We start from the raw sequence: 22,666 nt of genomic DNA, 5'->3' as shown, positions 1-22,666 counted from the left end.
CGACTGGGGTACGGCAGTCACTGCTCCAGTTTTCTGATTATCTCCGGCACTGCCTGGCGTAGAAAGTTACGCAGGGAGGTCCGCAGAGTCTCCTCGGCGAGCCGCCGGCGGTCCCTGACCGTCGAATCGACATACTCCGTCTCGTAATCGAGCTTGGTGAGCTTGACACCTTTTCGCCACACTTCGATGGCCACCTTCATCTTGTTGCGGGCCTCAGACTGGAACAGGCCGTCCACCTCGCGCAGCGTGATTGATACATCACCCAGTACAAGCCCTTTATCCACATCTGCCGGGATGCTCCTGCTCATGACGACCCGATAGCCGGCGCTTCTCAGCTCGGCGGCAAAGGCGTCCAGCACGAGTTCGGCGGGAGCCAGATCGGTTACTATGTTTCCCACCTGCTCCTTCCGGTTATTTATTACCTCCCCGATTACCCACTGCACCTTCTTACCCTGTGCTTCCCTGTCTCCGACCAGATAAAGGTCGCCTGTCCCTCCCTTGGCGCCCACCGACGGCTCGTAGAGAATATTGACTCTCCTGTCGGTGGTGGCGCAACCGGCAAGCAGGAGAAAGCATCCAATCAAAGCACCACGTGCAGGACTGTTCATGGCCGCCCCGGCGATTCACTCGTCTCCACCAGGCGATGGGCCTCCGGCACATCTTCTTCCGCCACGCAGACCTGGAGCCGTCCGGGACCTCCCGCCGGCTCGCGACGCAGGAAATACTCTATTCCCCCCTTATGCAGCACCCCTTCCACGCGGGTCAGATCGGCGTCATCTTTAGGATCGTAAAAAAAGACCATGGCATTCCACCTCCTGGTTCAAGTCTACCATCCTTCACCGGTTTCGCAGCAGCGCAGAAGCGCATCCCGCTAAGGCTCATCCCCCGTCAGATGCTGAAGCAGATAAATCTTGGGGTTCAGATCACGAACACACACAACGAGCTCCCGGAGGGTCGGCTCGTCGATCCCCTCTTCCTGATCGCTCCCCTGAAAAAAGGGGTATCCCTTGGGCAGAGGTACATAAGCCCCGTCCCGCAGAAGCGATACGTCCACAAGGTCGTTCACCCGCCCGGCCCCCTCCCAGGGGTCGCGGTAGTTGAACTGACGGGCTACCACATGCAGGGCCATGCCATTGGGAAAGACACCCTTCACTTCAAATGAGAAATCACGCGGCGCGCCGTAATGGTCGCTCCGTCCCGATCTCGCCGCCACTTGCGCCCCCGCCTCCTCCAGCAGCAGGCGGACCGATTCGACCGTCATCGGTGCAAATTCATTTTCCATTTTTCTGCTCCTCCAAAACTACCGTGCACTCCTTATTAGATTTATCAAAATCGGGTGGATCAAAAACAGTCAGGTCGCCGCACCCGCAGAAAGCCCCGCGGAAGCGTAGTACCCTCTGGGGCATAAACAGCGCTACGCTGCACGAGGCGGCTTTCGAGGACGGCGGCGAGATGGCTGTTTTTCAGCCGCCTGTCAAACGTCGAGCCGCAGCTCCACTCCCCACGGCGCCGGCCTCTCCCCTTCCCTCGTCAGCACCCAGAGAGTGGGAAACTCCATCGTCTCGGGAGCGGGACCGATGCCGTCAGTAAGATACACGACTGCAGCGGGAGGGGGAATCATGGAACGGGCGTGCTGAAAAACGGGCCTCAGGTCGGTGAACCCTCCTCCGTGATAGCTCTCGGCACGCACCGCATCGCCGCGAAAGTTATCGATACGCCTGATGCGGCTGTTGGCGTAGAGCACGGTAATCTGCGCATCTCGCCCCCTGGCGATTCGCATCAGCTCCGCCGCAAACGCCTCCCGCAACTCCACGGTATCCGTAGAATCGCTCACGTCCACCCCGACCAGCAGGTTGAGGCGATGACGCTTCCTCGTGCCCGGCGTGAGGTTGCCGAAACGCCGATGCTCCCGCATCCAGGTGGTCTGCCTGCCGATCCTTCCTGCGGTAGCGACGAACTGCCGCAACACCTGCTGCCAGGGGATGAGCGATGGCTTCAGAAGAGCTTCCGCCAGCGGCCGGATATCCTCCGGCAGCTCACCATGACTTTTCAACGAAGCGTCCCGAACAATCTCCCGAAGCACTTCCTCGGCAAGGCGCAGTGGCGTGCTGTCGGCGTCGGACCAGATGGTATGGTCGTCGATGACGGCTCCCCGCACCGCACGCTCTGTTCCTCCTCCCGGGCCCGCATGCCCCCCCGCATCGGGAGCGGCAGTGCCGATGCCGTTGCCGGCCATGTTGCCCGTATCGAACGGTGAACTCAGGCGAATATAGTATTCCTCTGCGGCAAGCCCCTCCGGCACACTGAAATCGGAAGGAACCGCAGCCCCGGAAGGAAGGCCTTCAATAGAAGGATTGATAGCCAGATCACATGAGATATCCCAGTCGTGGACGTTTCGCTCCCCCCTCCGGAACATGTGAAGGTGAAGAAGGTGCTTCACCCCATGCTCCAGAAGGGCCTCTTGCTCTGCTGCCGAGGCCTGGGCAAAAAGCGCCGGATTCACCGCGACGAGGGGTATCCCGTCCCGGACGGTAACCCCCGCGGGATACTCTCCCCTCTCCTCCTTCCGGCAGTTGAGGAGGAACTGGCCGTAGAAGGGGCGGCGCTTCAGCAGGCGGACGATCGCATTTTCCAGTTCGCGGCTCAAGAAGCTGCTCCAGGAAGCCTCATGCTTCCGCGCTGATCTGCCGTATCGCGTCCAGGATGACGCCGTCGTACTTGTCCCGGCTCAAGGCTTGCGCTACCGGAGGTATTCTGAGAAGGGCCTTCACCATTCCGAACCGCATGTCACGGGGAAGAATGTCCACATATCGGACCAGATTCTCCTCTCTCGTCACATTCAACTGCGGGTCATTCTTGAGAGTCGTGATGATGTCGTTCATTGTGGCCGCCTGGGCGTCATCCCTCTGCGCGGCAAGGCGATCCGCCACCTCCGGCCAGTTATCCAGGACTTCCGCCGCCGTTACCGGCCTGTGCCGCTGCTCCGCGCACCATCGCAGGAAAGCGACCGCGGCCGTCTTCCCCACAATCCCGGCATAGACTTCCATTTCCAGTTCGCGGGGAAAGCGGCACTCTTTCCTAAGCGTGCTCACCATCTCCCACCCGCGCTCCGTCGGCTCCGCCTCTATCTCCATGGGGATGCCGGCCTTTGCCAGCATCGAGGTGTTGCCGGCAAGAAACTGGCGGACACCCGCCTCCAGATCCCGGCGCTGAGCATATGCAGCCCAGCAGTGGTAGTCGGTTTCGACGTAGAGCATCACCATCCGGTCGATGAGCGCCCGGTCAAGCGGTGTCACCTGATAACTTCCGTCAGGGGGATTTATCGTGACGATCACCTTATGCTTCGGATCAAGTTTGTGGGTATGAAGCGCCCGCCGCTCCCCTTCCGCCGGCGGCTCCACGAACTGAAAGATCGCCTGGAGAGTGTCCTCCTGCTGCGCCCGGTTAAGCTCGTCGCAGTGGACGATGGTCGGCTGGTCCTCGGATCGCGGCATCCACGACGGGCGCGACCAGTGCATCGCCTCACCTTCACGATAGGGAATCCCCACCAGATCGCCTACTTCCATCTGTCCAAGCCGGAGCGGCACGTAACGGCGCCCCAGTTCGCGGCACACCTGGATGATGCCTGCGGTCTTGCCCACGCCCCGGTGGCCTACGATACAGGGGGTCAGATCGGTCTTGACGAGAATCTCCCTGACGACGGTCTTCATCTGCTCAACATTCATGACGGTCCGTCCTTTCAAATCGGGTAGGCCATATGCTACCCGCACTTTTTTCCGTGGGTCAACCTCTATTTTTGCCGGAAAATTTAGTTACTGCCCGTTCAGGAACCTGCCACTTGTTCCGATTATGGTAAAATCGAAACACAAAACCACGAGGAGCCGTTCATGCTGAGGATACATGAAACAGATCGAAACGGAGTGACGCATTCATGGGTGGTCAGAATGGGAGATTGCCCCGAATGCGGTTCCCTCTGCGCGTTCGACCTGCCGTGCACTCCCCTCACGCCTCGGCGTGTGCTCTGCTGTTCCTGCAGCTACTCCGAAGGTTATTCCTACTCGCCCGGACACGGCTAACACACGTCCCCCCACTTTTTTCCCCGCTCCACTTTTTCTCTGACCAACTTGGGCTATACTGTTAGGTATTTCCCATTCGGGCCAGGGCTCTAACCCTATCCACCATTCGTACGGGAGATTCCATGATGGAAGAACGTATACGGGTAATAGCATACGCCGGCTACCGGGCCGACGAGACCCCGCGGGCTTTCTTCTTCAACGAGTCCCGGATAGATGTCGTGAAGGTTCTCGATCAGTGGCAGGAGCAGGAGGCCGCCAACTGGCAACGCCGCCGCTACTTCAAGGTCAAAGGCAGCGATTCCCGGGCACATCTCATCTGCTACGACGAGCAGGAGATGTCATGGTATCACTGCAACTAACCCGGAAATGAAAAATCAGGAAGTGGCGCGGATATTCTCCGAAATTGCAGACATCCTTGAACTCAAGGAAGAGAGTGTCTTCAAGGTCAGGGCATACCGACGTGCCGCACTCAACCTGGAAGACCTGCCCAGGAATCTGGAAGAGCTGTCCGGCAAGGAGCTGAGACAGGTGCCGGGGATAGGCCACGATCTGGCGAAACGGATCGAGGAGTATCTGCGCGAGGGGAGAATGGCCCTTCACGAGCAGCTGCGTGGCGAGCTGCCGGCGGGCTTGCGGACCCTTCTCGCCATCCCCGGGCTTGGGCCGAAGACTGCCCGCCTCCTCTTTGACAAGACAGGGGTGACATCCCTGGACGAACTGGAGAAGCTGGCGGCGGAACACAAGCTGGCGGGCATCAGAGGCATACAGGCTAAGACCGAAGAAAACATCCTCAAGGGAATATCGGCGGTAAAGCGGGGGAAAGAACGACTTCCTTTGTCAGCGGTACTGCCGGTGGCCCGTGACCTGGTGGAGCAGCTCAAGCGGAATTCACCTGTGGAACGGATCGAGCTGGCGGGAAGCCTGCGGCGATGGAAGGATACCGTCCGTGACATAGATATCGTCGCCACATCCGCAGACCCCGCAAAGGTGATGGAGACCTTCACCAGCCTCCCGCGAGTCCGGGAGGTGATACTCCGGGGACCTACCCGGTCAAGCGTAATCCTGAGGGAGGGAGTGCAGGTCGACCTTCGGGTGGTGGAACCCGCCTGCTTCGGAGCCGCTCTGGCGTACCTGACCGGGAGCAAGAACCATAACGTCCGGCTGCGAAGCATCGCCGTAAAGCTGGGCATGAAACTGAACGAGTACGGGGTGTTTCGTGAAAGCGACGACCTCCGCATCGGGGGCGTGGATGAAGAAGAGGTCTACCGGCTCCTGGGGTTGCCGTACATTCCGCCGGAATTACGCGAAGACCAGGGAGAGGTGGAAGCCGCCCTGGCAGGAGAGCTGCCGGCACTCGTAACACGGGAGGATATCCTTGGCGATCTTCATGTCCACTCCAGGTGGAGCGACGGGGCCCACGAACTTGAAGAGCTGGTAGCGGCGGCACGCAGACAAGGACTTGAATACCTGGCGCTTACGGACCACTCCCAATCGCTGGCCATGACACGGGGGTTGAGCATCGAGCGCCTGATGGAGCAGAAGCGGGCGGTGGCGGATCTGAATAGAAGGCTCGACGGCTTCACCGTTCTACACGGGACCGAAATGGACATAAAGCCCGACGGCACCCTCGACTTCCCCGACGAGATTCTCCGGGAACTCGATTTCGTTATCGGAGCACTTCACTCGGCGTTCAAGCAATCGCGGGAGCAGATCACGGCACGCATGGTAGCCGCCATGCGAAACCCACACGTCTCAATGATCGCTCACCCCACCGGGCGGATCATCGGGCAGCGTGAGGAATATGAAATCGATATGGAAGAGGTAATCACGGTCGCAGCCGAAACGGGAACCGCACTTGAAATAAACTCCTACCCGCTTCGCCTGGACCTGAGTGATCTCTACTGCAGAAAGGCGCGGCAGCGCGGCGTGACGCTGGTTATCAACAGCGACACCCACTTCATCGGCCAGTTCGAAACGCTTCCTTACGGGGTTGCGGTTGCGCGCCGCAGCGGGCTTGAACGGAAGGACATTCTCAACACTCTCTCGGCTGCCGAGTTGGTGAGGAGATTAAAAGGAGGAAAATCATGCAGAAGATGAGGGAAGGGAGCAGCGGGCTCGCTCACCGGGAGAGGTCCTGCCGGCAATCTCCTCCGGACGAACTGATACGGGGGATAGAGCAGTTCAACCGGGGAGCTTACCTGGAATGCCGCACCACCCTGGAGTTCGTTTCGATCCATGAGCCGCGGCTGGAGAGGAATCTCTACCAGGGGATCGCGCAGATCGCCATCGCCCTGCATCACTGGCAGTCAGGAGATTACCGCGGGACGATGCGGCAGCTGAAAACGGCACTTCAACTGCTGCGCCAGGTCGCTCCCGTATGTCAGTTGGTGGATGTGGAGGGTCTGATTCACCAGACGGAACAGTTACAGGTCAAACTGGAAGGTCTTGGGATGGAGAGAATGAACCAGCTGGAACAGGAGCTTTTACCAAGGATAGACATGACGGGCTGATACACGCCAGGTCCCCTCCTTTACTCGTACGGATCTTGCGGCATTATCGTTTCCCGCTCGGGCCCGCCTTTGCCGCTCTCGTACCCTTCAACCCAACCCTCGATCTTTTCGGCGACGGCGGTCTTCAGCTCCTTCTGAAGCTTCTCCCGCTGATGCTCTTTATATCCGGGAATCTGTCTGATTTCATAATGGACGTGGGGGCCGGTGGAACGACCGGTACTGCCGGCAAGGGCTATGACGGTATTGCAATCTACCTGTTGTCCCACCTTTACGAGGACTTCGGCATTGTGACCATAGAAGGTGACATACCCTTCTCCATGCTGTATGGCAACAAGGTTGCCGTACCCCTTGTATTGCCCGGCGAAATAAACGGTACCCACCTGGGTGGGGTAGACCGGGGTCCCGGTCGGCACCGCAATGTCATACCCGTTGTGGTACACCATGCGGCCGCTGCCGAAGGGGTCGACGCGCCAGCCGACACCGGAGGTTACCGTACCGCCGTCAACGGGGGAACGGCGGGCGGCCTCGCTGGAGAGAGGCAGAAGGAGCAGTATTGACAGCAGCACGGGTGAAATGAAACGGGGCAACCAGCGTCTCCTTGGGAATTCGTCTCATTTGTTATAACGTAAGCAGGCCGAAGAGGTCAACCCCGGAGCAGCCCTCTCGGACCCAGTCACCCGGACTACTCCTCGATGAGGCTCTTTCCAGTCATCTCCGGCGGCTGGGGAAGCCCAAGCAGTTCCAGCATTGTCGGAGCTATGTCCGCGAGAATGCCGGGACGAAGCCGCGCCCCCCTGCGCTGGTTATCCACGAGGATAAGTGGAACGCGCTCGGTGGTGTGAGCAGTGTGGGGACCCCCGGTATCGTCGATCATGCATTCGGCATTGCCATGGTCGGAGGTTATGATTGCCCGCCCTCCTTTTTCCAACACCTTAGTCGCTAGTCTCCCTACACATTGATCCACGGTTTCGACAGCTTTCACGGCCGCTTCAATGATCCCCGTGTGCCCCACCATGTCCGGATTGGCGAAGTTGAGGATGACGACGTCGTAAGCGTCCCGGTCAAGCCGCTGCAGAAGTTCCTCGGTGACGGCGTACGCACTCATCTCCGGTTTCTGGTCGTATGTAGCCACCTCCTTGGGTGAGGGGATGAGGCAGCGTTCCTCCCCCGGGTAGGGGACCTCGTTCCCGCCGTTGAAAAAGAACGTCACGTGGGCGTATTTCTCCGTCTCCGCAATGCGGAGTTGGGTCAAACCGGCCTTGGAGATAACCTCGCCGAAGATGTTTTTAAGCTGTACAGGGGGATACGCCACAGGAAGACCGAACGTTTCATCGTACTCGGTCATGCAGACGTAGGAAGCAAGCTGTGGATAACGGGCGCGGGCGAATCCGGTGAACCCGCCGTCAGTAAGAGAGCGGGTGATTTCGCGGGCGCGGTCGGAGCGATAATTGAAGAAGATGAAGCCGTCTCCGTCGGAAACTGTGCCGACGGGGGCGCAGTCAGGGCCGGTAATCACCGAAGGATGAACGAATTCGTCGGTGATGCCGTTCATATAGCTCCGCTCTATGGCCTCAGCGGCCGATGTGGCGTGGGCGCCCTCCCCCAGAACGATTGCGTCATATGCTCTCGCTACACGCTCCCATCGGTTGTCGCGGTCCATGGCATAGTAGCGGCCGATCACCGTGGCGATCCTGCCGACTCCCAGCTCCGCTATCTTCCTCTCCAGGTCCCCGAGGTAACCGGCTCCGCTCTTGGGAGGCGTATCCCGCCCGTCCAGGAGACAGTGAATGAAGACCTCGCGCACACCCTCCCGCTTCGCCAGTTCCAGGAGCCCGTAGAGGTGGGTCATGTGGGAGTGGACCCCGCCGTCGGAGAGAAGTCCCGCCAGGTGAAGCCTTCCCCCCGCCGCCTTGGTGCGTGCGATGCAGTCCAGGAGCACCCGGTTATGGAAGAACTCCCCCTCCTCAATCGCCTTGCTGATGCGTGTCAGATCCTGGTAAACCACCCGACCGGCCCCGACATTGAGATGTCCGACCTCCGAGTTCCCCATCTGCCCCTCGGGAAGCCCGACAGACATTCCGGAAGTACCGATGTCGGTGCAGGGATATTCGGCGCAAAGCCGCGTCATGTTCGGCGTATTGGCAAGAGCGATGGCGTTGTTGTCCGTTCGGGGATTGATCCCCCACCCGTCAAGGATCATCAGCAGCAGCGGTTTTTTCGGCATCACTTCCTCCAATCAAAGATTTCCGCCACAGAGGCACGGAGACACAGAGAAAACAACCCAATCTTGAATCTTCGCTTTCTGAGAACTATACCACCCCTCCGTGTCTCTGCGTCACAGTAGCGGATCAAAATAAAAAACCGGGACGGCAGAAGGCATTGGAAAAACTAGGGTTGTTCAAAAACGGCCAGATCGTCGCACCCGCAGAAAGCCCCGCGGAGGTGTAGCAGCGCTACGCCGCACACTTTCACTTGTGAAAGTGGACCGCAGCTTTAAGCGCCCGAAGGGTGAGGCCAAAGGCCGAAGTCACAAGGCGGCTTTCGAGGACGGTGGCGAGATGGCTGTTTTTCAACAACCTATTAGCCGCCCCCGGTCAATGGTGGTACTGCTCCCCGTTTAAAATCGTGAAGCCGCGGTAAATCTGCTCCAGGAGAAAGACCCGCACCATCTGGTGCGTGAAGGTCATGGGGGAAAGGGAAATCACTCCTGCCGCACGTTCTCGGAGCGTCTCCGCAAAGCCGTAAGCACCCCCAACGGCGAAGGCCAGTTCCGAAGCGCCACCGTCACGATGCCTGCCGATGAATGCGGAAAACTCCGGCGAAGTGAGGCGGCTTCCCCGCTCGTCCAGGAGAACCAGCCGTGCCCCCTTCGGCAAGAGCTTCTCGAGACGTGCACACTCCCGCTCCCGCCCCGCCTCTTCACGGCACCCCTTCTCCTCTTTTGCCTCGGAGATCTCCAGGGGAAGATAGCGCCTGATCCGTCCCGCATACTCTTCGATGCCGCGCCGGACCCACTCCTCCTGTGTTCGGCCGACCCAGAGCACCCGTAGCTTCACCCCTGCGCCCTCTCCCACTGGTACTCCTCGGGGATTTCGAGCATGGCCGCGTTCTCCCACAGTTCATCCAGGTTGTAGTAACGGCGCCGCTCGTCAAGGAAGACGTGGACGATGACATCCCCATAGTCGATGATGACCCAGTTACCCTCCTGCAGCCCCTCTATATCCAAGGCCTTGCCGAACTTCTTCAAGCCCTGCTTAACCGATTCCGCAATTGCCTGGACCTGCTTGTCGGAGGTACCATTAGCGAGAACCAGATAGTCCGCTATGCTCGAAATCGGTTCTATCTCCAGGACTTTCACATCGTACGCCTTCTTGTCCAGAGCGGCGATGGCGCACTTCAGCGCCCGCTCGCGGGATGATAACGTTTCTTTGCTACGCATGCGCGTATAACCTCTTTTCCTTGATGTAATGCTCTACCGCATCCGGCACGAGGTACCTGATGGAGCGGCCTCGACTCGCAAGTTCACGGATAGCGCTCGAAGAGATATCCAGAGGCGCTCCCGTCCTGAAATAAACGGAATTGCCCGAGCAGTGCGAAAGCTGCCGCTCGGCCTCCAAATAGCTGAATTCTCCCGCAACGGCAACCGGCAGCGCCTTGTGCGGGTCGGTCACAGCGGCACCGGGTCGTTCCACCACGATAATGTTGCAGCAGCCGAAAATCCCCTGATATTCCCGCCAGGACCCGATCTCGAGGAAGGAGTCGCTGCCGATTACGAAGTAGAGCGAATCGTTCTGATATGCCCTGCGCAGTGCGCGGAGCGTGTCGATGGAATAGGAAGTTCCACCCCGCTGCTGCTCCATGTCGGAAACCGTAAAGTGCGGATTCGCCGCTATGGCAAGCCGCACCATCTCGTACCGGTGAATGAAGGGGAGGTCTCCGTATATCGGCTTGTGCGGAGGCACCGCCGCCGGAATGAAGATAACACGGTCGAGCCCGAACCAGTCCCGCACCTCTTCGGCAATCCGCAGGTGGGCATTATGGACGGGATTGAAGGTCCCGCCTATGATGCCGATCTTCATCTCAGCTCCTCACCTGACCGTCGCCGTAGACGATGAATTTTTGCGTCGTGAGGTCTTCAACCCCCATGGGGCCGAACGAATGCAGCTTGGTAGTTGAAATGCCTATCTCCGCGCCGAGCCCCAGCTGATTCCCGTCGGCGAACCTGGTTGATGCGTTGACGACGACGGTACTTGAATTGACCTCGCGGAGGAAGCGTTGTGCGTTGGCATAATCGGCGGTCACGATAGCTTCCGTATGGAGGGAGCCGTACCTGTTGATATGGGCCACCGCCTCGTCGAGATCGTCCACCACCCTCACTGCAAGTATCAGGTCGAGATACTCCGCGTGCCAGTCTTCTTCCTTTGCCGCTTTCGCATCGGGAGCAAACTGCCGCACGCAGGAGTCCCCGCGCAGTTCGACCCCGAGTGCAGTAAGCACACCGGCGATGTGAGGAACGAAGGTTTCCGCTATATCCTTGTGAATAAGGAGCGTCTCCAGCGCGTTGCATACCCCGGGGCGCTGCGTCTTGGAATTCACTATGATCTTCTCCGCCATCGCAAAATCGGCGGTGGCATCGATGAAAACGTGACAGACTCCCTTGTAGTGCTTTATGACGGGGATCTTCGAATTTTCCGACACGAAGCGGATCAGGCTTTCGCCCCCTCGCGGGATGATGAGGTCGATGGTTTCATCCTGCTTGAGCAGCTCCAGGACCCCTTCCCGCTGTGTGAAGGGCACCACCGTCAGGGCAGCCGTTGGAATCGACATCTTTTCCATCTCCCGCTGAAGAATGGCGCCGATGGCCAGATTTGAATGAATCGATTCCGAACCGCCGCGGAGGATGACGGCGTTGCCTGCCTTGAGACAAAGAGCCGCCGCGTCGGCGGTGACATTCGGGCGTGACTCGTAGATGATTCCTATCACCCCCAACGGAATCCGCATCTTGCCCACTGTCAGATTATTGGGTCGTTTCCACATCCCCGTCACAGATCCCACAGGGTCAGGAAGCGCTGCCACTTCCCGCAGCCCCTCCGCCATGGCGGCTATACGGGTATCGTTCAGCATCAGGCGATCGAGCATCGCGGGGGACAGACCCTTTGCCTCACCCTGCTCCAGGTCCTTCGCATTCTCCTCGACCAGCTGCTGCGTCCCCTCCACCAGGGCAGAAGCCATGTTGAGGAGGAGCTCGTTCTTGACTGCGGACGAAAGTCTCGCAATCACGAAGGAGGCCTGACGCGCCTGGGAAGCTAGTTGTCGGACTTGTTCAGCAATGCTCATGAAGGAACCTCCCGTCATTAAGGGGTCAGGAGTCAAGATCAAGCTTCTCAACCCAGCCCAGATCAGGTTGCTCAAAAACGGTCAGATCGTCCGCACCAGCAGAAAGCCCCGCGGAGGCGTAGCAGCGCTAAGCCGTACAAGGCGGCTTCCAAGGACGGCGGCGAGATGGCTGTTTTTCAGCGACCTGCTAAAGGACCACCAGATTGTCCCGGTGAATAATCTCGTCACTATACCGGTAGCCGAGTATCGTTTCGATTTCGCTGCTCCGGTGACCCAGCACCCGAGCTATTTCCTCATGGGAATAGTCCGCAATGCCTCGGGCAAATTCAGTGCCGTCGGGACCGCACACCCTTACGCAGGCACCCCGATCGAACTTCCCCTCCACCCGCATGATCCCGGAAGGAAGAAGGCTTCGTCCCTGAGCTGCCAGAACCTTCCGAGCACCGTCATCCACCAGAATCCGGCCTGCAGGCCTGAGGGTAAAGGCGATCCAGTGCTTGCGCCTGTTGAGGCTTTTTCCTGCAGGGAGAAAAAGAGTGCCCGTCTCTTCATCGGCGAGCGCGCGACTGAGGCTCCCCGGCTTCCGCCCGTTCAGCATGATCACGGGGACACCCGAGCGGCATACCTTCTTCGCCGCCGCCAGCTTCGTAACCATACCACCGGTACCGACAGCGGAACCGCTCCCCCCTGCAGCCAGCTCCATCTCCCTGGTTATTGACCGCACCAGCGGAATCAGCTTCGCCTCCGGGTTCGTTCGCGGATTGGCATCATAGAAGCCATCGATATCGGTCATTATGATGAGGAGATCCCCCTCGGCAAGCGTCGTCACCAAGGCGGAGAGATTGTCATTGTCCCCGAACTTGATCTCTTCTACGGCAACAGTATCGTTCTCGTTTATGATCGGAACGACCCCTTCCGCAAGAAGCGTATCCAGGGTTGCCCGGGCGTTGAGGAAACGCTGGCGGTTCGCCAGGTCCTCCCGGGTAAGGAGCACCTGACCGACGCTCGCACCAAAACGGGAAAAAGCTTCCTCATATGCATGCATGAGACGGGGCTGGCCTATCGCCGCCGCCGCCTGCTTCTGGGGTATCGTCCTGGGACGGTCGCCACCGGCCAGAGCATGCCGCCCCGCTGCTACCGCACCAGAAGATACCAGTACGACTTCCCGCCCCTCGGCGCGTAGCTGAGACAGCTCGTCGGCAATGCGCGCGATGACCGTGGCGTCAAGGCATCCGTCGTCACGTGTAAGGACCCTGCTCCCTACCTTGATGATGACGCGCCGTACCTTTTTCAGCACGTCACTGCGCATGGGTTGATTGTACCAAAGACAGGTGCATTTGAAATGATCCGCATTCAGACGTTCAGTTGCTTACAGGTGGCCGCCAGAGCCGCAGAGAACCACTATTCCTCGGGCCGTCCCCACAGGTGCCGTGCTATTTCATCGAGAAGCGCCGGGATCCCCTCTCCCGTCACCGCAGATACCGGAAAGACCTTTAAACGCCGCTCAGTAAACCATTCCACGAGCTGCGGAAGGGCATCCCTCACCTGCGGCAGGTCTACCTTGTTGACTACTATGATCTGGCGCTTCTCGGTAAGCTCGGGGCTGAAGAGCCTCAGCTCCCGGTTTATGGTCTCGTATTCCTTCAGCGGGTCCCGTTCCGGCATCCAGGAGCAGTCGAGCATATGGAGAAGTAGCCTGGTCCGCTCCACGTGACGCAGGAACCTGTGTCCGAGTCCGGCACCAGCATGAGCCCCTTCGATTATTCCGGGGATGTCGGCAAGAACGAAAGAGCGGTAGTCCTTATAAGCTACTACGCCAAGATTCGGTGCAAGGGTGGTGAAGGGATAATCGGCTATTTTGGGGCGAGCCGCTGAGACTTTTGTGATGAAAGAAGATTTGCCGACACTCGGAAGGCCGAGAAGGCCCACGTCAGCCATCAGCTTCAGCTCCAGACGCAGCCAGCGCTCCTCCCCCGGCTCTCCCGGCTGGGCGAAGCGGGGCGCCTTGTGAGTGGAGGTGGCGAAGCGGGTGTTCCCCTGCCCGCCGCGCCCCCCCTTGAGGAGCGCCACCTCCTGGTCCGGCTCGGTCAGGTCCGCCAGGAGATCCCCCGTCTCGTCGTCCTTCACGAGGGTCCCCTGGGGGACGAGGATGACGAGGTCCTCACCGTACGCGCCGTGGCGGTCCTTCCCCATGCCGTTCTTGCCGCGCCCGGCCTTCTGGTGCGGGTGGTGACGCAGATCCATGAGCGTCGAAAGGTTCGACGACACCCGGAAGATCACATCCCCCCCCTTGCCGCCGTCACCGCCATTAGGGCCACCGAGGGGAATGAACTTCTCGCGGCGAAAGGAAACGCAGCCGGCACCGCCGTCGCCCGCTTTTGCATGTATTTTTACTTCATCTATGAACTTCATTATGTTGGTCTCAATTTTCGAGGATGTGCACGGAGCAGGCGGAATTCCGTCCGTTCCGGTCGTGCCCTTGGCTGCGGACCCGCAGGGCTTTCCTCTTCGTTTGTCGATGCAGATCGAATTTCGCGTTTTTCCCAACCACAACAGAATGGGCGAGTGTCCGCTCGACGCCAAGTCACTTCCCTCCACTCCCGAAATCCCGCCTGCTCCATCACCGGCAGTGGTATTTGTTCAAAATCGGCGAATCGCCCCGCAGGAGCGCGAGATTTCCGCCAGATCGGCGCACCCGCAGGAAGTCCCCGCGGAGGCGTAGCAGCGCTACGCCGCACAAGGAGGCTTCCGAGGACGGCGTCGAGATGGCGGGAAGACCGCGCTCCTATCGACACAAATAAGAAAAGCCCGGAGCTCGTGCAGCCCCAGGCTTCTGTATGAACCGCCGACCCGGCACCTACTGTATCGGGTAAACGGAAACCTTTTTCCGGTCCCTGCCCAACCGCTCGTACTGGACGACGCCGTCGATAAGGGCAAAGAGGGTGTAGTCGTTACCGCACCCGACATTGGTCCCCGGGTGGATCTGGGTGCCACGCTGCCGGTAGATGATGTTGCCTGCCTTGACAGCCTCGCCGCCGAACTTCTTGCAGCCGAGCCGCTGGCCGGCGGAGTCACGGCCGTTGCGGGAACTGCCAACGCCTTTCTTGTGAGCCATATGTCAATTCTCCTTCCTGATCGTTCCGGTACTACTATGCGTTGATCTTTTCAATCCTGAGGATCGTTCTCGGCTGACGGTGCCCCCTGAGCTTGCGGGAGTCCTTGCGGCGCTTGGACTTGAAGACGAGAATCTTCTTTCCTTTTCCCTGTTCGACGATCTTGCCGACCACGGACGCGCTGGGCACTAAAGGTGTTCCGATACTGACCTTTTCGCCGCCAACCATCAGGACCTCGCTGAGCTCCACGGTGTCACCCACCGCCCCATCGAGCTTTTCGACCTTGAGCAGGTCTCCTTCGGAAACTTTGTACTGCTTCCCTCCGGTTTTGATTACTGCGTACATATGCACTTCACCACCTTTTCGCGGATTTTAGACGAGCGTTGAAATTTAACCAAAGCGCAGCCTGAAGTCAAGATGTTTTTACAAACGTGCGAAGCCCGCTACCCGTTTTCGCTATAGGGAGAGTGGAGCTTCACCGGCTCCCCTTTGGCACGCAGCCGCAGGTTCAGCATCTCCACCAGCACCGAAAAAGCCATTGCGAAGTAGATGTATCCCTTCGGGATGTGCCTGTCGAGGCCGTCGCCGATGAGTGCGACTCCGATCAGTATCAGAAAACTCAGCGCCAGCATCTTGATTGTCGGATGCCGCTCCACGAACCTGCTGATCTTGCCCGAGAAGAGCATCATGAAGAAGACGGCAATGACGACCGCCGTCACCATGACCCAGAGCTGGCTCGCCATCCCGATGGCGGTTATGATCGAGTCGAGCGAAAAGACGATGTCAAGCAGCAGTATCTGGACAATGATTCCTGCAAACGACGCGGCGGCGCGGGTCGAGGAATGACCCTCCTCCCCCTCCAGCTTCTCGTGGATCTCCAGGGTACTCTTTCCCAGCAGAAAGAGACCGCCCGAAATGAGGATAAGGTCGCGTCCGGAAATTTCGTTGCCGAGCACCGAGAAGATAGGGGCAGTGAGGCCCATGAGCCATGCGAGGGAAAAGAGGAGCCCCACACGAATGAACATTGCCAGTCCGAGTCCAGTAAGCCGCGCCTTCTCCTGCTGGTGCGCGGGGAGCTTCCCCGCGAGTATCGAAATGAATATGATGTTATCGATCCCAAGGACGATCTCAAGCCCTGTAAGCGTCACCAGCGCCAGCCACACCTGCGGATCAGTCAGCCATTCCATCTGCACCACCCCCCGAAGATCTTTTTATCATCCATCGAGACAGACCCTCCGCCTCTGAAGCTTCCATAGATCTATCGCCTCACGCATGATGTCAGACACGCTTTTCGACGTGGACGCGGCGACCTTTTCCAGAGCTTTCCTTTCCTGGTCGCTCACCCTGACCGAAACTATGTTCTGGAGCGGTTTTCTCTCCTTCCGCTTCTTTCCGGTTCTTCGCTGCTCCCGTTTTTTGTTATTGGGGCTCTGCACGTTCACTGCCTCCTTTTGATGCCGGTTCATTTCCACCTCCATGGGAATCGCCGAGGTAAAAAAAAGACCCCTACCCTCGGCGTACTGAAACGCTTCAGGTAAAGGTCTTGCTGGCATCGACTTCGGAGTGTCGTGCCCCAGGTCCGGGCGGAAGCCGTACTGACGGACATGGGTCGGTCTATTGGACCGATAGCTACTCCCCTTTACGTCGCAGAAATATAGAGGGAGGGACAGAAGATGTCAACTGCTTTCTCCATCTACCCCAAGTCAACCATGATGTTCTCTCCCTCGACCCTTACAGGGTATACTTTGAGGGTGTACTGGGGAAATCCTGCGCATGCACCGGTTTTCAGGTCGAAACGGTAACCGTGGCGCTGACAGGTGATGGTGCCGGCCTCCTTTAACAGCGCCCCCGAAAGAGGCGCACCCTGGTGCGGACATTCAGGCTCACAGGCATAGAACTCCCCCTTGCTCTGAACGAGAAGGACCTGGGTACCGTTAACGGAAACAATCTTCTTACCCCAGTTCGGAACCTCTGAAACTTTCGCAGCGAATACCATCCCTACCCCCTTTCCTCAGGTGATGACGATTTCGAACTGCTCCTGATGAAAACCGGGCTTCGCCCGCACCGTAATCCGCTTCCTGAACCGTTTTTCCAGTTCTTCCAGGCCTCGCCGCTCTTCGTCGTACAGAAGATCTGCAACCTGTGGATGGACCGTGAGCATCGCTTTGGTGCCGCGTATGTCCAGCATCTCCCGGCGCAGCTCCCGGAAGATTTCATAGCACACGGTTGTCTTGGACTTGACGTATCCACGCCCTTCGCAGTAAGGGCAGGGCTCGCACAGCATGCGGCCGATGCTTTCACGCACGCGCTTGCGCGTCATCTCCACAAGGCCCAGTTCGGAGATCTTCAGGATGTTCGTCTTCGACTTGTCGAGCTTCAACGCCTCTTCGAGGGCGGTGAACACCTTGTCACGGTTCACCTCCTTCTCCATGTCTATGAAGTCGATTATGATGATTCCGCCGATGTTGCGAAGCCGCAACTGGTAAGCGATCTCCTTCACCGCTTCCAGGTTGGTCTTGAGGATCGTATCCTCAAGGTTATGCTTGCCGACGAATCTCCCGGTATTAACATCGATCGCAGTGAGGGCTTCGGTCTGCTCAATGATGATGTAACCGCCGCTCTTGAGCCATACCTTGCGTCCCAGCGCCCGGCTGATTTCCACTTCAAGGCCGTAGTGATCGAAGATCGGCTCCTCTTCGTCATAGAGTTCGATGGAATATTTCGTTTTTGCCATGAAGGTGGAAATGAACTGAATGATCTTGTCGTACTCGGGCTTGGAGTCTACAACAATGCGGTCGACCGACTCGGTCAGAATATCGCGCACAACCTTCTGGGTAACATCCAGATCGGAATGGATGAGAGAGGGAGCGGAAGCAGTCTCCTTCCGCCTGACTATCTCCTCCCACAGCTTCGTCAGGTAATTCATGTCGGAGATCATGTCCTCCTCGGTCTTCCCTTCCGAAACGGTCCTGACAATGAACCCGCTACCTGCCGGCTTGATGCGCTCGACGATCTCCTTGAGCCGCTCCCGCTCCGCTTCATCCTCGATGCGGCGGGAGATGCCGACATGGTCCACCGTAGGCATGTAGACGAGATGGCGCCCGGGGAGTGATATGTGTGAGGTTATCCTCGCCCCCTTGGTGCCGATCGGCTCCTTGGAGACCTGCACGAGAAGTTCCTGTCCCTCCTGGAGAAGTTCCTCGATCGGATGAAGCGGATGAAGCACGGGCCCCTCTCCTTCCCTCGGCTCCTCCTTTTTCCCGTTCCCATCCATGAACGACTCATACTCTTCTATTGCATCGAAAACGTCTGCCACATAGAGAAATGCGGCCTTTTCGAGTCCGATGTCGACGAAGGCAGCCTGCATCCCCGGCAGGACCCGGATGACCCGTCCCTTATAGATGTTCCCGACGATTCCCTTGACCTTGCTCCGCTCGATGTAGAGTTCCGCAATGGTGCCGTTCTCTATGAGCGCCACCCGTGTCTCATGGGATGTGGTATTGATGACAAGCTCGGTACCCATCCGTAACCTCACTCTCTCTATATTTGTGAAACCTTGCACTCAATTTCAGATGGAGGGAGCGCACATCTCGTTATGGGTCTCCTCCGGTGAAGCAAAAATGACCTCGACCTTTTCGACGGGCGATTCAGACAGCTCCGCGACAGTGAGACCAGTAACCGCGGCGGCGTATTCGACAGGCTTCCCCCTTCGTACGACCATCTCCAGGACCGGCCCCGATGCCTTAAGCTCCACAAGTTCGTGGCGCAGGTCGAACTCCTGGGTCTTTCCTTTTTTTTCTCTTCGATAGGAGCAGCTGTCGAGGGAGAGAAAGCGAGCCGCCTGCCCGGGGAGACCCGCTGCCAGGTGGGGCGGCAGGGTGACCTTGTACCGAACTGCATTAATGATAACCGACAATGATTGAGCCCGCAATGGTATTTCCTCGGCTTCCGCGACCATGACACCCTCCGGAAGAACGTCATTCAAGCCTTGCATGACCAGCTGCGGAGGAAAACCTGCTGCAACTTCCATGTCCATATACTCCGCATATGATTCGACTCCCACCGAGAGGGCTGTGGCGAACGAAAATTTCGGGTGCGGGTGGAAGCCCTGGGAGAACATGACCGGGATATCCGCCCGGGACACCGCACGCCCGAAAAGGGCGATCATTTCCAGATGACTCAGATATCGCATTCGCCCGGTCTTGGTGAACCGGAGCCTGACCCGCTGGCGCTCCCCTGTGGACAACGGCGCCGCCTTGGATACGGCCGCCGGCAGCTCTCCCGCAGCATCGGCATCATGAACAAGCATCTTCAAGTCTGTGAAGTTGCAGACACCACAACCGGTGCAGCCGGTGCGGCAATCGGGAGTGACCGCTTCCACCCCGGCCTTCTCCCGTTCAGCGCGGAGGTACTCGCTGCTCACTCCGCAATCAAGGTGATCCCATGGCAGAATCTCGTCGAAACCGCGCTGCCGGTGGTAGAAAGCAGGATCGACCCCCGCTGTCGCAAACGCCTCTTGCCATTTGGACATGCTGAAGTGCTCCCCCCAGCCGTCAAACCGGCACCCTAACCGTCTGGCCTCCAGAAGCACCCGACCCAGCCTGCGATCCCCGCGGGCAAAAACACCCTCCATCACCGACAGAGAAGCATCCTGCCACTTGAAGTTGAGCCGGTGCCGCTTTAGCTCCTGGCGCAGGAATCGCTGCCGCTCCAGGGTCTCCTCGAAACTTATCTGAGCCTCCCACTGGAAAGGAGTATGGGCCTTGGGAACGAAGGTGCTGACGGCAACATTGACATCCCCCCCCTTGCCCAGCCGCTTTCCTTCCAGCTTTACCTTTCGCGCCAGCTCGATCAGGGCGAGGAGGTCTTCCCGCGTCTCGGTGGGAAGGCCGATCATGAAATAGAGCTTGATCATCCGCCACCCGGCGCCGTAGACCTCCGCCGCCGACCGCAGCAGGTTCTCCTCCTCGATACCCTTGTTGATCACCCGGCGAAGGCGCTCGCTCCCCGCCTCGGGAGCCAGGGTAAACCCGGTTTTCCGAACCCGTTTCACCTCCTCCACCAGCTCCTTCGTCAATGTTCCAACGCGAAGCGAAGGGAAGGATACCGCTATGCGGTCGTCGGCATGGCGCGCCATGAGCGCCTTGAGAAGCGGCGCGATGCAACCGTAATCTCCGGCAGAGAGGGAAAGGAGGGATATCTCCTCGTAGCCGCTATTGCGCAGCGCCTCTTCTACAAGCTGGAGCACCGTACGGGGCGACCTTTCACGCACAGGCCTATAGATGTAACCCGCCTGGCAAAACCGGCAGCCGCGTGTGCATCCGCGGGAAATCTCCAGGCTTACACGGTCGTGAACCGTCTTCAGGAAGGGAACGACCGGAGCCGCCGGATAGGGCGCACCATCGAGCCGGGTTAGAAAGCGCCGCCTGACCCGTCGGTAGTCGTCCCGCAACGGAAGGATTCCGGCGATTCTGCCCTCCCCGTCATATTCCACATTGAAGAAGGAAGGGATGTAAACTCCCTGGATAGCAGCAAGGCGCTCGAGAAGCTCGCTCCTCAATCCGCCATCCCGCTTCCATTCCCTGACTACGGAAGCTATCTCGAGAACCGCCTCTTCACCATCTCCTATGAGAAAAGCATCGAAAAATTCAGCCAGCGGCTCAGGGTTGTATGCGCAGGGCCCCCCGCCGAGAATGAGTGGGGCATCCTCACCCCGTTCGGAGGCAAGCAGAGGGATGCCGGCCAGTTCCAACATGTTCAGGATGTTGCTGTATGACAGCTCGTACTGGAGAGTGAATCCGACGATGTCCGCCTGGGCCAGCGGAAGCCCGGTCTCCAGCGTGGAGAGCTGAATGCGGTCCCGCCGCAGCAACTCTTCCATATCCGGCCAGGGTGCATAGGCCCGCTCGGCGGAGGCCCATGAAACATCGTTAAGTACGGAATACAGGATCTTCAGCCCCAGGTGGCTCATGCCAACTTCGTACACATCGGGGAACGCAAGCACGAAACGGACCTCCGCGCCATCCTTTCGCACCGCACCCATCTCCCCCCCCATGTAACGGGCGGGCTTTTCCACTTTCAGAAGATTCAGGTCAGACATATACCGCTTTCGTCCGGAAAACCGGCTCGTTTTATTGCTCCCGAAGATTCAGGAATATCCATACAACCGACGCCGAAAAAAAAGCCCCGGCGGAGCAAGCCGCCACGGCCTTGGCAATCAGCGTTACCATAGTATATCTCTCTCCGTTTCGCAACACCGTTAATCCACCACCAGGAAGCCGATACCGCAAATGAGGTGGAAAATGGATGATATGGGGCACACATCCGGCCGCCCCGGTCGAAAATGTCTCTAAAGCTGGGCTACAGAGGAACTTACAAATTGGCATGACTGCTGCAATCATGAATGGCTAAAATAACTTCAGGAGGATTCACAAATGAAAAAAGTTCTCTCCACCCTCGTAAGCGCTCTTGTTGCCGTTGCTTTCGCCGGCACCGTCTTCGCCGCTGAGCCGGCAAAGAAAGAAGCAGCTCCGGCTGCTGCTCCGGCTGCTGCTGCTCCGGCTGGCGAGGAGAAGAAAGCTGAAGAGAAGAAGCCTGCAAAGAAAGCTAAGAAAGCCAAGAAGGCCAAGAAAGAAGAGAAGAAAGAAGAAGCTCCGGCTGCTGCTCCGGCAGAGAAGAAGTAATCTTTCCTTCCCCAGGAACGAAAAAGCCGCATCCTCGGATGCGGCTTTTTTTATCTGGCCGTTATACCAATCCCCGAACCTGCTACTCCTTCTGCCAGACGTAGGCCGGCTCGACGTATGGGCTGTAGAAACCAGGGTATGCCAGGAAAAAGGTCAGGGTTTCGCCGAACCCTGCAGCCGTGCGCACCAGGGTCATGCCGACCCCCTTCAGGGGCCCGACGAACATCCCCTTGACGACCCCATCCTCTTTGTAGGTCAGATAGATCTGTTTCGGAAATTCGATCCAGCCGGTGCCAACGTTGGCAATGCCGCGCACCGCCTTGTTGGCCATGCCGTCGACTATCTCCTGAGGCGAGGAATTCTCTATGGTCTGGGTGCTGCACCATCCCTGCTCCGCCTGGCCCACAACCAGCAGAACCCCCATAACCCCCAGCAGCAGTGCCTGAATAGATCGGATCATTATTCCTCCTGCTTCACGGGAGGTGCTTCCTGCACCGTGCCCGGTGATTTCAGCTGCTCCGGCCGCCGATCCTCCCAACCGTTCCACACGTACGGAGGGTCTACCATCGGGTCATAATATCCCGGTTGAGGCACCATGAAAAAGACGGTTTCCGCCCCACCCACCAGCAGTCGATAGATCCCCATCCCGAGGCCTTTCAAAGGACCGATGACGTAGCCGATACTCCCCCGGTCCCGAACCGTAAGGTAGCTCTGCTTGGGAATCTCAACAATGGCAGTCGTCACGTTGGTTACTCCACGCGCGAGTTTGAATGCCATCCTTTCCACTACTGCTTCGGGCTTGATCGACTCCTGAGCAACAGCAGGAACAGCCATGCCGAGCAGGAGAAGCACCGAAAAGACTGCAGCCACGTTACGCATGGGACCTCCTTCGTCATATCATCACAGATACCTCCGTTTGTAGCACAAATGCCACCGTGTAGCAAGCG

At 58.6% G+C, this 22,666-nt stretch carries 28 protein-coding genes; 6 read left to right on the top strand and 22 right to left on the bottom strand.

Annotated elements, in window-relative coordinates:
• Positions 1-17: 17 nt before the first annotated feature.
• The 5 genes from CFB04_RS16465 to CFB04_RS16445 form a co-directional block, all read right to left on the bottom strand.
• Positions 18-608, bottom strand: a complete 591-nt coding sequence (locus CFB04_RS16465; protein ID WP_088536408.1) for a hypothetical protein — start codon at positions 606-608, stop codon at positions 18-20.
• Complete coding sequence (locus tag CFB04_RS16460; protein WP_088536407.1) at positions 605-802, bottom strand: hypothetical protein; 198 nt, start codon at positions 800-802, stop codon at positions 605-607. Before CFB04_RS16460 ends, CFB04_RS16465 begins: the two co-directional genes overlap by 4 nt.
• 69 nt (positions 803-871) lie before the next feature.
• Positions 872-1,282: a hypothetical protein gene (locus tag CFB04_RS16455; RefSeq protein ID WP_088536406.1), complete on the bottom strand. Its 411-nt coding sequence runs from the start codon at positions 1,280-1,282 to the stop codon at positions 872-874.
• A gap of 192 nt (positions 1,283-1,474) precedes the next feature.
• The gene (locus tag CFB04_RS16450; RefSeq protein WP_088536405.1) at positions 1,475-2,647 is read right to left on the bottom strand and encodes a VWA-like domain-containing protein; all 1,173 of its coding nucleotides are present in this window, start codon (positions 2,645-2,647) and stop codon (positions 1,475-1,477) included.
• A 19-nt stretch (positions 2,648-2,666) separates the two neighbouring features.
• A complete protein-coding gene (locus tag CFB04_RS16445; RefSeq protein WP_088536404.1) occupies positions 2,667-3,725 on the bottom strand; it encodes an AAA family ATPase in 1,059 nt (352 codons plus the stop codon).
• Positions 3,726-3,887: 162 nt separating this feature from the next.
• Between CFB04_RS16445 and CFB04_RS17960 the strand changes: the two genes are divergently transcribed.
• The 4 genes from CFB04_RS17960 to CFB04_RS16430 all read left to right on the top strand — a co-directional run bounded on the left by CFB04_RS17960 (position 3,888) and on the right by CFB04_RS16430 (position 6,586).
• Positions 3,888-4,076 carry a hypothetical protein gene (locus tag CFB04_RS17960; RefSeq protein ID WP_157698821.1) on the top strand — a complete coding sequence of 63 codons (189 nt, stop codon included), beginning with the start codon at positions 3,888-3,890 and terminating at the stop codon, positions 4,074-4,076.
• A 122-nt stretch (positions 4,077-4,198) separates the two neighbouring features.
• The gene (locus tag CFB04_RS16440) at positions 4,199-4,435 is read left to right on the top strand and encodes a hypothetical protein (protein ID WP_088536403.1); all 237 of its coding nucleotides are present in this window, start codon (positions 4,199-4,201) and stop codon (positions 4,433-4,435) included.
• A gap of 7 nt (positions 4,436-4,442) precedes the next feature.
• Positions 4,443-6,173 carry a DNA polymerase/3'-5' exonuclease PolX gene (gene polX, locus CFB04_RS16435; RefSeq protein ID WP_088536402.1) on the top strand — a complete coding sequence of 577 codons (1,731 nt, stop codon included), beginning with the start codon at positions 4,443-4,445 and terminating at the stop codon, positions 6,171-6,173.
• Entirely contained in the window at positions 6,161-6,586 is a 426-nt protein-coding gene (locus CFB04_RS16430; protein ID WP_231934240.1) for a DUF309 domain-containing protein, read from the top strand. The genes polX and CFB04_RS16430 overlap by 13 nt, the downstream gene beginning before the upstream one ends.
• 20 nt (positions 6,587-6,606) lie before the next feature.
• Here CFB04_RS16430 and CFB04_RS16425 read toward each other — a convergent pair whose 3' ends face one another.
• The 8 genes from CFB04_RS16425 to obgE all read right to left on the bottom strand — a co-directional run bounded on the left by CFB04_RS16425 (position 6,607) and on the right by obgE (position 14,335).
• Positions 6,607-7,173: a M23 family metallopeptidase gene (locus CFB04_RS16425; protein WP_088536401.1), complete on the bottom strand. Its 567-nt coding sequence runs from the start codon at positions 7,171-7,173 to the stop codon at positions 6,607-6,609.
• 95 nt (positions 7,174-7,268) lie between these two features.
• The gene (gpmI, locus tag CFB04_RS16420; RefSeq protein ID WP_088536400.1) at positions 7,269-8,810 is read right to left on the bottom strand and encodes a 2,3-bisphosphoglycerate-independent phosphoglycerate mutase; all 1,542 of its coding nucleotides are present in this window, start codon (positions 8,808-8,810) and stop codon (positions 7,269-7,271) included.
• A gap of 370 nt (positions 8,811-9,180) precedes the next feature.
• The gene (locus CFB04_RS16415; protein WP_088536887.1) at positions 9,181-9,642 is read right to left on the bottom strand and encodes a 23S rRNA (pseudouridine(1915)-N(3))-methyltransferase RlmH; all 462 of its coding nucleotides are present in this window, start codon (positions 9,640-9,642) and stop codon (positions 9,181-9,183) included.
• The gene (gene rsfS / locus CFB04_RS16410) at positions 9,639-10,025 is read right to left on the bottom strand and encodes a ribosome silencing factor (protein ID WP_088536399.1); all 387 of its coding nucleotides are present in this window, start codon (positions 10,023-10,025) and stop codon (positions 9,639-9,641) included. The genes CFB04_RS16415 and rsfS overlap by 4 nt, the downstream gene beginning before the upstream one ends.
• Positions 10,018-10,665, bottom strand: a complete 648-nt coding sequence (nadD, locus tag CFB04_RS16405) for a nicotinate-nucleotide adenylyltransferase (protein WP_088536398.1) — start codon at positions 10,663-10,665, stop codon at positions 10,018-10,020. The genes rsfS and nadD overlap by 8 nt, the downstream gene beginning before the upstream one ends.
• Position 10,666: 1 nt before the next feature.
• Positions 10,667-11,923 carry a glutamate-5-semialdehyde dehydrogenase gene (locus tag CFB04_RS16400; protein WP_088536397.1) on the bottom strand — a complete coding sequence of 419 codons (1,257 nt, stop codon included), beginning with the start codon at positions 11,921-11,923 and terminating at the stop codon, positions 10,667-10,669.
• A gap of 187 nt (positions 11,924-12,110) precedes the next feature.
• Complete coding sequence (gene proB, locus CFB04_RS16395) at positions 12,111-13,232, bottom strand: glutamate 5-kinase (protein WP_088536396.1); 1,122 nt, start codon at positions 13,230-13,232, stop codon at positions 12,111-12,113.
• A gap of 92 nt (positions 13,233-13,324) precedes the next feature.
• Positions 13,325-14,335, bottom strand: a complete 1,011-nt coding sequence (gene obgE / locus CFB04_RS16390; protein ID WP_088536395.1) for a GTPase ObgE — start codon at positions 14,333-14,335, stop codon at positions 13,325-13,327.
• 1 nt (position 14,336) lies between these two features.
• Here obgE and CFB04_RS16385 point away from each other — a divergent pair, with 1 nt between their 5' ends.
• The gene (locus CFB04_RS16385; RefSeq protein WP_088536394.1) at positions 14,337-14,645 is read left to right on the top strand and encodes a hypothetical protein; all 309 of its coding nucleotides are present in this window, start codon (positions 14,337-14,339) and stop codon (positions 14,643-14,645) included.
• Between the two features lie 135 nt (positions 14,646-14,780).
• Here CFB04_RS16385 and rpmA read toward each other — a convergent pair whose 3' ends face one another.
• From rpmA to CFB04_RS16350, 7 genes are all read right to left on the bottom strand, one after another.
• Positions 14,781-15,038, bottom strand: coding sequence for a 50S ribosomal protein L27 (rpmA, locus tag CFB04_RS16380; protein WP_088536393.1), 258 nt, complete (start codon positions 15,036-15,038; stop codon positions 14,781-14,783).
• A gap of 34 nt (positions 15,039-15,072) precedes the next feature.
• Positions 15,073-15,381: a 50S ribosomal protein L21 gene (gene rplU / locus CFB04_RS16375; RefSeq protein ID WP_088536392.1), complete on the bottom strand. Its 309-nt coding sequence runs from the start codon at positions 15,379-15,381 to the stop codon at positions 15,073-15,075.
• 98 nt (positions 15,382-15,479) lie between these two features.
• Positions 15,480-16,223, bottom strand: a complete 744-nt coding sequence (locus CFB04_RS16370; protein WP_088536391.1) for a TerC family protein — start codon at positions 16,221-16,223, stop codon at positions 15,480-15,482.
• A gap of 27 nt (positions 16,224-16,250) precedes the next feature.
• Positions 16,251-16,502: a ribbon-helix-helix protein, CopG family gene (locus CFB04_RS16365; protein ID WP_088536390.1), complete on the bottom strand. Its 252-nt coding sequence runs from the start codon at positions 16,500-16,502 to the stop codon at positions 16,251-16,253.
• Positions 16,503-16,729: 227 nt separating this feature from the next.
• The gene (locus CFB04_RS16360) at positions 16,730-17,032 is read right to left on the bottom strand and encodes a Rieske (2Fe-2S) protein (RefSeq protein ID WP_088536389.1); all 303 of its coding nucleotides are present in this window, start codon (positions 17,030-17,032) and stop codon (positions 16,730-16,732) included.
• A gap of 15 nt (positions 17,033-17,047) precedes the next feature.
• Positions 17,048-18,559, bottom strand: a complete 1,512-nt coding sequence (locus CFB04_RS16355) for an Rne/Rng family ribonuclease (RefSeq protein ID WP_088536388.1) — start codon at positions 18,557-18,559, stop codon at positions 17,048-17,050.
• Between the two features lie 45 nt (positions 18,560-18,604).
• On the bottom strand, positions 18,605-21,136 hold the full coding sequence (locus CFB04_RS16350; RefSeq protein WP_088536387.1) for a TIGR03960 family B12-binding radical SAM protein: 2,532 nt from the start codon (positions 21,134-21,136) through the stop codon (positions 18,605-18,607).
• A 334-nt stretch (positions 21,137-21,470) separates the two neighbouring features.
• Here CFB04_RS16350 and CFB04_RS16345 point away from each other — a divergent pair, with 334 nt between their 5' ends.
• On the top strand, positions 21,471-21,719 hold the full coding sequence (locus CFB04_RS16345; RefSeq protein WP_088536386.1) for a hypothetical protein: 249 nt from the start codon (positions 21,471-21,473) through the stop codon (positions 21,717-21,719).
• An 82-nt stretch (positions 21,720-21,801) separates the two neighbouring features.
• Here the strand turns inward: CFB04_RS16345 and CFB04_RS16340 are convergent, their stop codons facing one another.
• Positions 21,802-22,179, bottom strand: a complete 378-nt coding sequence (locus tag CFB04_RS16340; protein WP_369833138.1) for an exosortase system-associated protein, TIGR04073 family — start codon at positions 22,177-22,179, stop codon at positions 21,802-21,804.
• Entirely contained in the window at positions 22,179-22,598 is a 420-nt protein-coding gene (locus CFB04_RS16335; RefSeq protein WP_088536385.1) for an exosortase system-associated protein, TIGR04073 family, read from the bottom strand. The genes CFB04_RS16340 and CFB04_RS16335 overlap by 1 nt, the downstream gene beginning before the upstream one ends.
• Positions 22,599-22,666 lie beyond the last annotated feature (68 nt).

The sequence above is a fragment of the Geobacter sp. DSM 9736 genome, from assembly GCF_900187405.1.
Lineage (GTDB): Bacteria > Desulfobacterota > Desulfuromonadia > Geobacterales > Geobacteraceae > DSM-9736.
Note: the sequence above shows the minus strand (reverse complement) of the source record. Positions and strands in the feature narration are given on the sequence as shown.

What these genes read in the sequence shown, in the direction of transcription:
- CFB04_RS16465 (WP_088536408.1), bottom strand. Translation starts at nt 608, where the DNA reads ATGAACAGTCCTGCACGTGGTGCTTTGATTGGATGCTTTCTCCTGCTT.
- CFB04_RS16460 (WP_088536407.1), bottom strand. Translation starts at nt 802, where the DNA reads ATGGTCTTTTTTTACGATCCTAAAGATGACGCCGATCTGACCCGCGTG.
- CFB04_RS16455 (WP_088536406.1), bottom strand. Translation starts at nt 1,282, where the DNA reads ATGGAAAATGAATTTGCACCGATGACGGTCGAATCGGTCCGCCTGCTG.
- CFB04_RS16445 (WP_088536404.1), bottom strand. Translation starts at nt 3,725, where the DNA reads ATGAATGTTGAGCAGATGAAGACCGTCGTCAGGGAGATTCTCGTCAAG.
- CFB04_RS17960 (WP_157698821.1), top strand. Translation starts at nt 3,888, where the DNA reads ATGCTGAGGATACATGAAACAGATCGAAACGGAGTGACGCATTCATGG.
- CFB04_RS16440 (WP_088536403.1), top strand. Translation starts at nt 4,199, where the DNA reads ATGATGGAAGAACGTATACGGGTAATAGCATACGCCGGCTACCGGGCC.
- polX (WP_088536402.1), top strand. Translation starts at nt 4,443, where the DNA reads ATGAAAAATCAGGAAGTGGCGCGGATATTCTCCGAAATTGCAGACATC.
- CFB04_RS16430 (WP_231934240.1), top strand. Translation starts at nt 6,161, where the DNA reads ATGCAGAAGATGAGGGAAGGGAGCAGCGGGCTCGCTCACCGGGAGAGG.
- gpmI (WP_088536400.1), bottom strand. Translation starts at nt 8,810, where the DNA reads ATGCCGAAAAAACCGCTGCTGCTGATGATCCTTGACGGGTGGGGGATC.
- rsfS (WP_088536399.1), bottom strand. Translation starts at nt 10,025, where the DNA reads ATGCGTAGCAAAGAAACGTTATCATCCCGCGAGCGGGCGCTGAAGTGC.
- nadD (WP_088536398.1), bottom strand. Translation starts at nt 10,665, where the DNA reads ATGAAGATCGGCATCATAGGCGGGACCTTCAATCCCGTCCATAATGCC.
- CFB04_RS16400 (WP_088536397.1), bottom strand. Translation starts at nt 11,923, where the DNA reads ATGAGCATTGCTGAACAAGTCCGACAACTAGCTTCCCAGGCGCGTCAG.
- proB (WP_088536396.1), bottom strand. Translation starts at nt 13,232, where the DNA reads ATGCGCAGTGACGTGCTGAAAAAGGTACGGCGCGTCATCATCAAGGTA.
- obgE (WP_088536395.1), bottom strand. Translation starts at nt 14,335, where the DNA reads ATGAAGTTCATAGATGAAGTAAAAATACATGCAAAAGCGGGCGACGGC.
- CFB04_RS16385 (WP_088536394.1), top strand. Translation starts at nt 14,337, where the DNA reads ATGTTGGTCTCAATTTTCGAGGATGTGCACGGAGCAGGCGGAATTCCG.
- rpmA (WP_088536393.1), bottom strand. Translation starts at nt 15,038, where the DNA reads ATGGCTCACAAGAAAGGCGTTGGCAGTTCCCGCAACGGCCGTGACTCC.
- rplU (WP_088536392.1), bottom strand. Translation starts at nt 15,381, where the DNA reads ATGTACGCAGTAATCAAAACCGGAGGGAAGCAGTACAAAGTTTCCGAA.
- CFB04_RS16370 (WP_088536391.1), bottom strand. Translation starts at nt 16,223, where the DNA reads ATGGAATGGCTGACTGATCCGCAGGTGTGGCTGGCGCTGGTGACGCTT.
- CFB04_RS16365 (WP_088536390.1), bottom strand. Translation starts at nt 16,502, where the DNA reads ATGAACCGGCATCAAAAGGAGGCAGTGAACGTGCAGAGCCCCAATAAC.
- CFB04_RS16360 (WP_088536389.1), bottom strand. Translation starts at nt 17,032, where the DNA reads ATGGTATTCGCTGCGAAAGTTTCAGAGGTTCCGAACTGGGGTAAGAAG.
- CFB04_RS16355 (WP_088536388.1), bottom strand. Translation starts at nt 18,559, where the DNA reads ATGGGTACCGAGCTTGTCATCAATACCACATCCCATGAGACACGGGTG.
- CFB04_RS16350 (WP_088536387.1), bottom strand. Translation starts at nt 21,136, where the DNA reads ATGTCTGACCTGAATCTTCTGAAAGTGGAAAAGCCCGCCCGTTACATG.
- CFB04_RS16345 (WP_088536386.1), top strand. Translation starts at nt 21,471, where the DNA reads ATGAAAAAAGTTCTCTCCACCCTCGTAAGCGCTCTTGTTGCCGTTGCT.
- CFB04_RS16340 (WP_369833138.1), bottom strand. Translation starts at nt 22,179, where the DNA reads ATGATCCGATCTATTCAGGCACTGCTGCTGGGGGTTATGGGGGTTCTG.
- CFB04_RS16335 (WP_088536385.1), bottom strand. Translation starts at nt 22,598, where the DNA reads ATGCGTAACGTGGCTGCAGTCTTTTCGGTGCTTCTCCTGCTCGGCATG.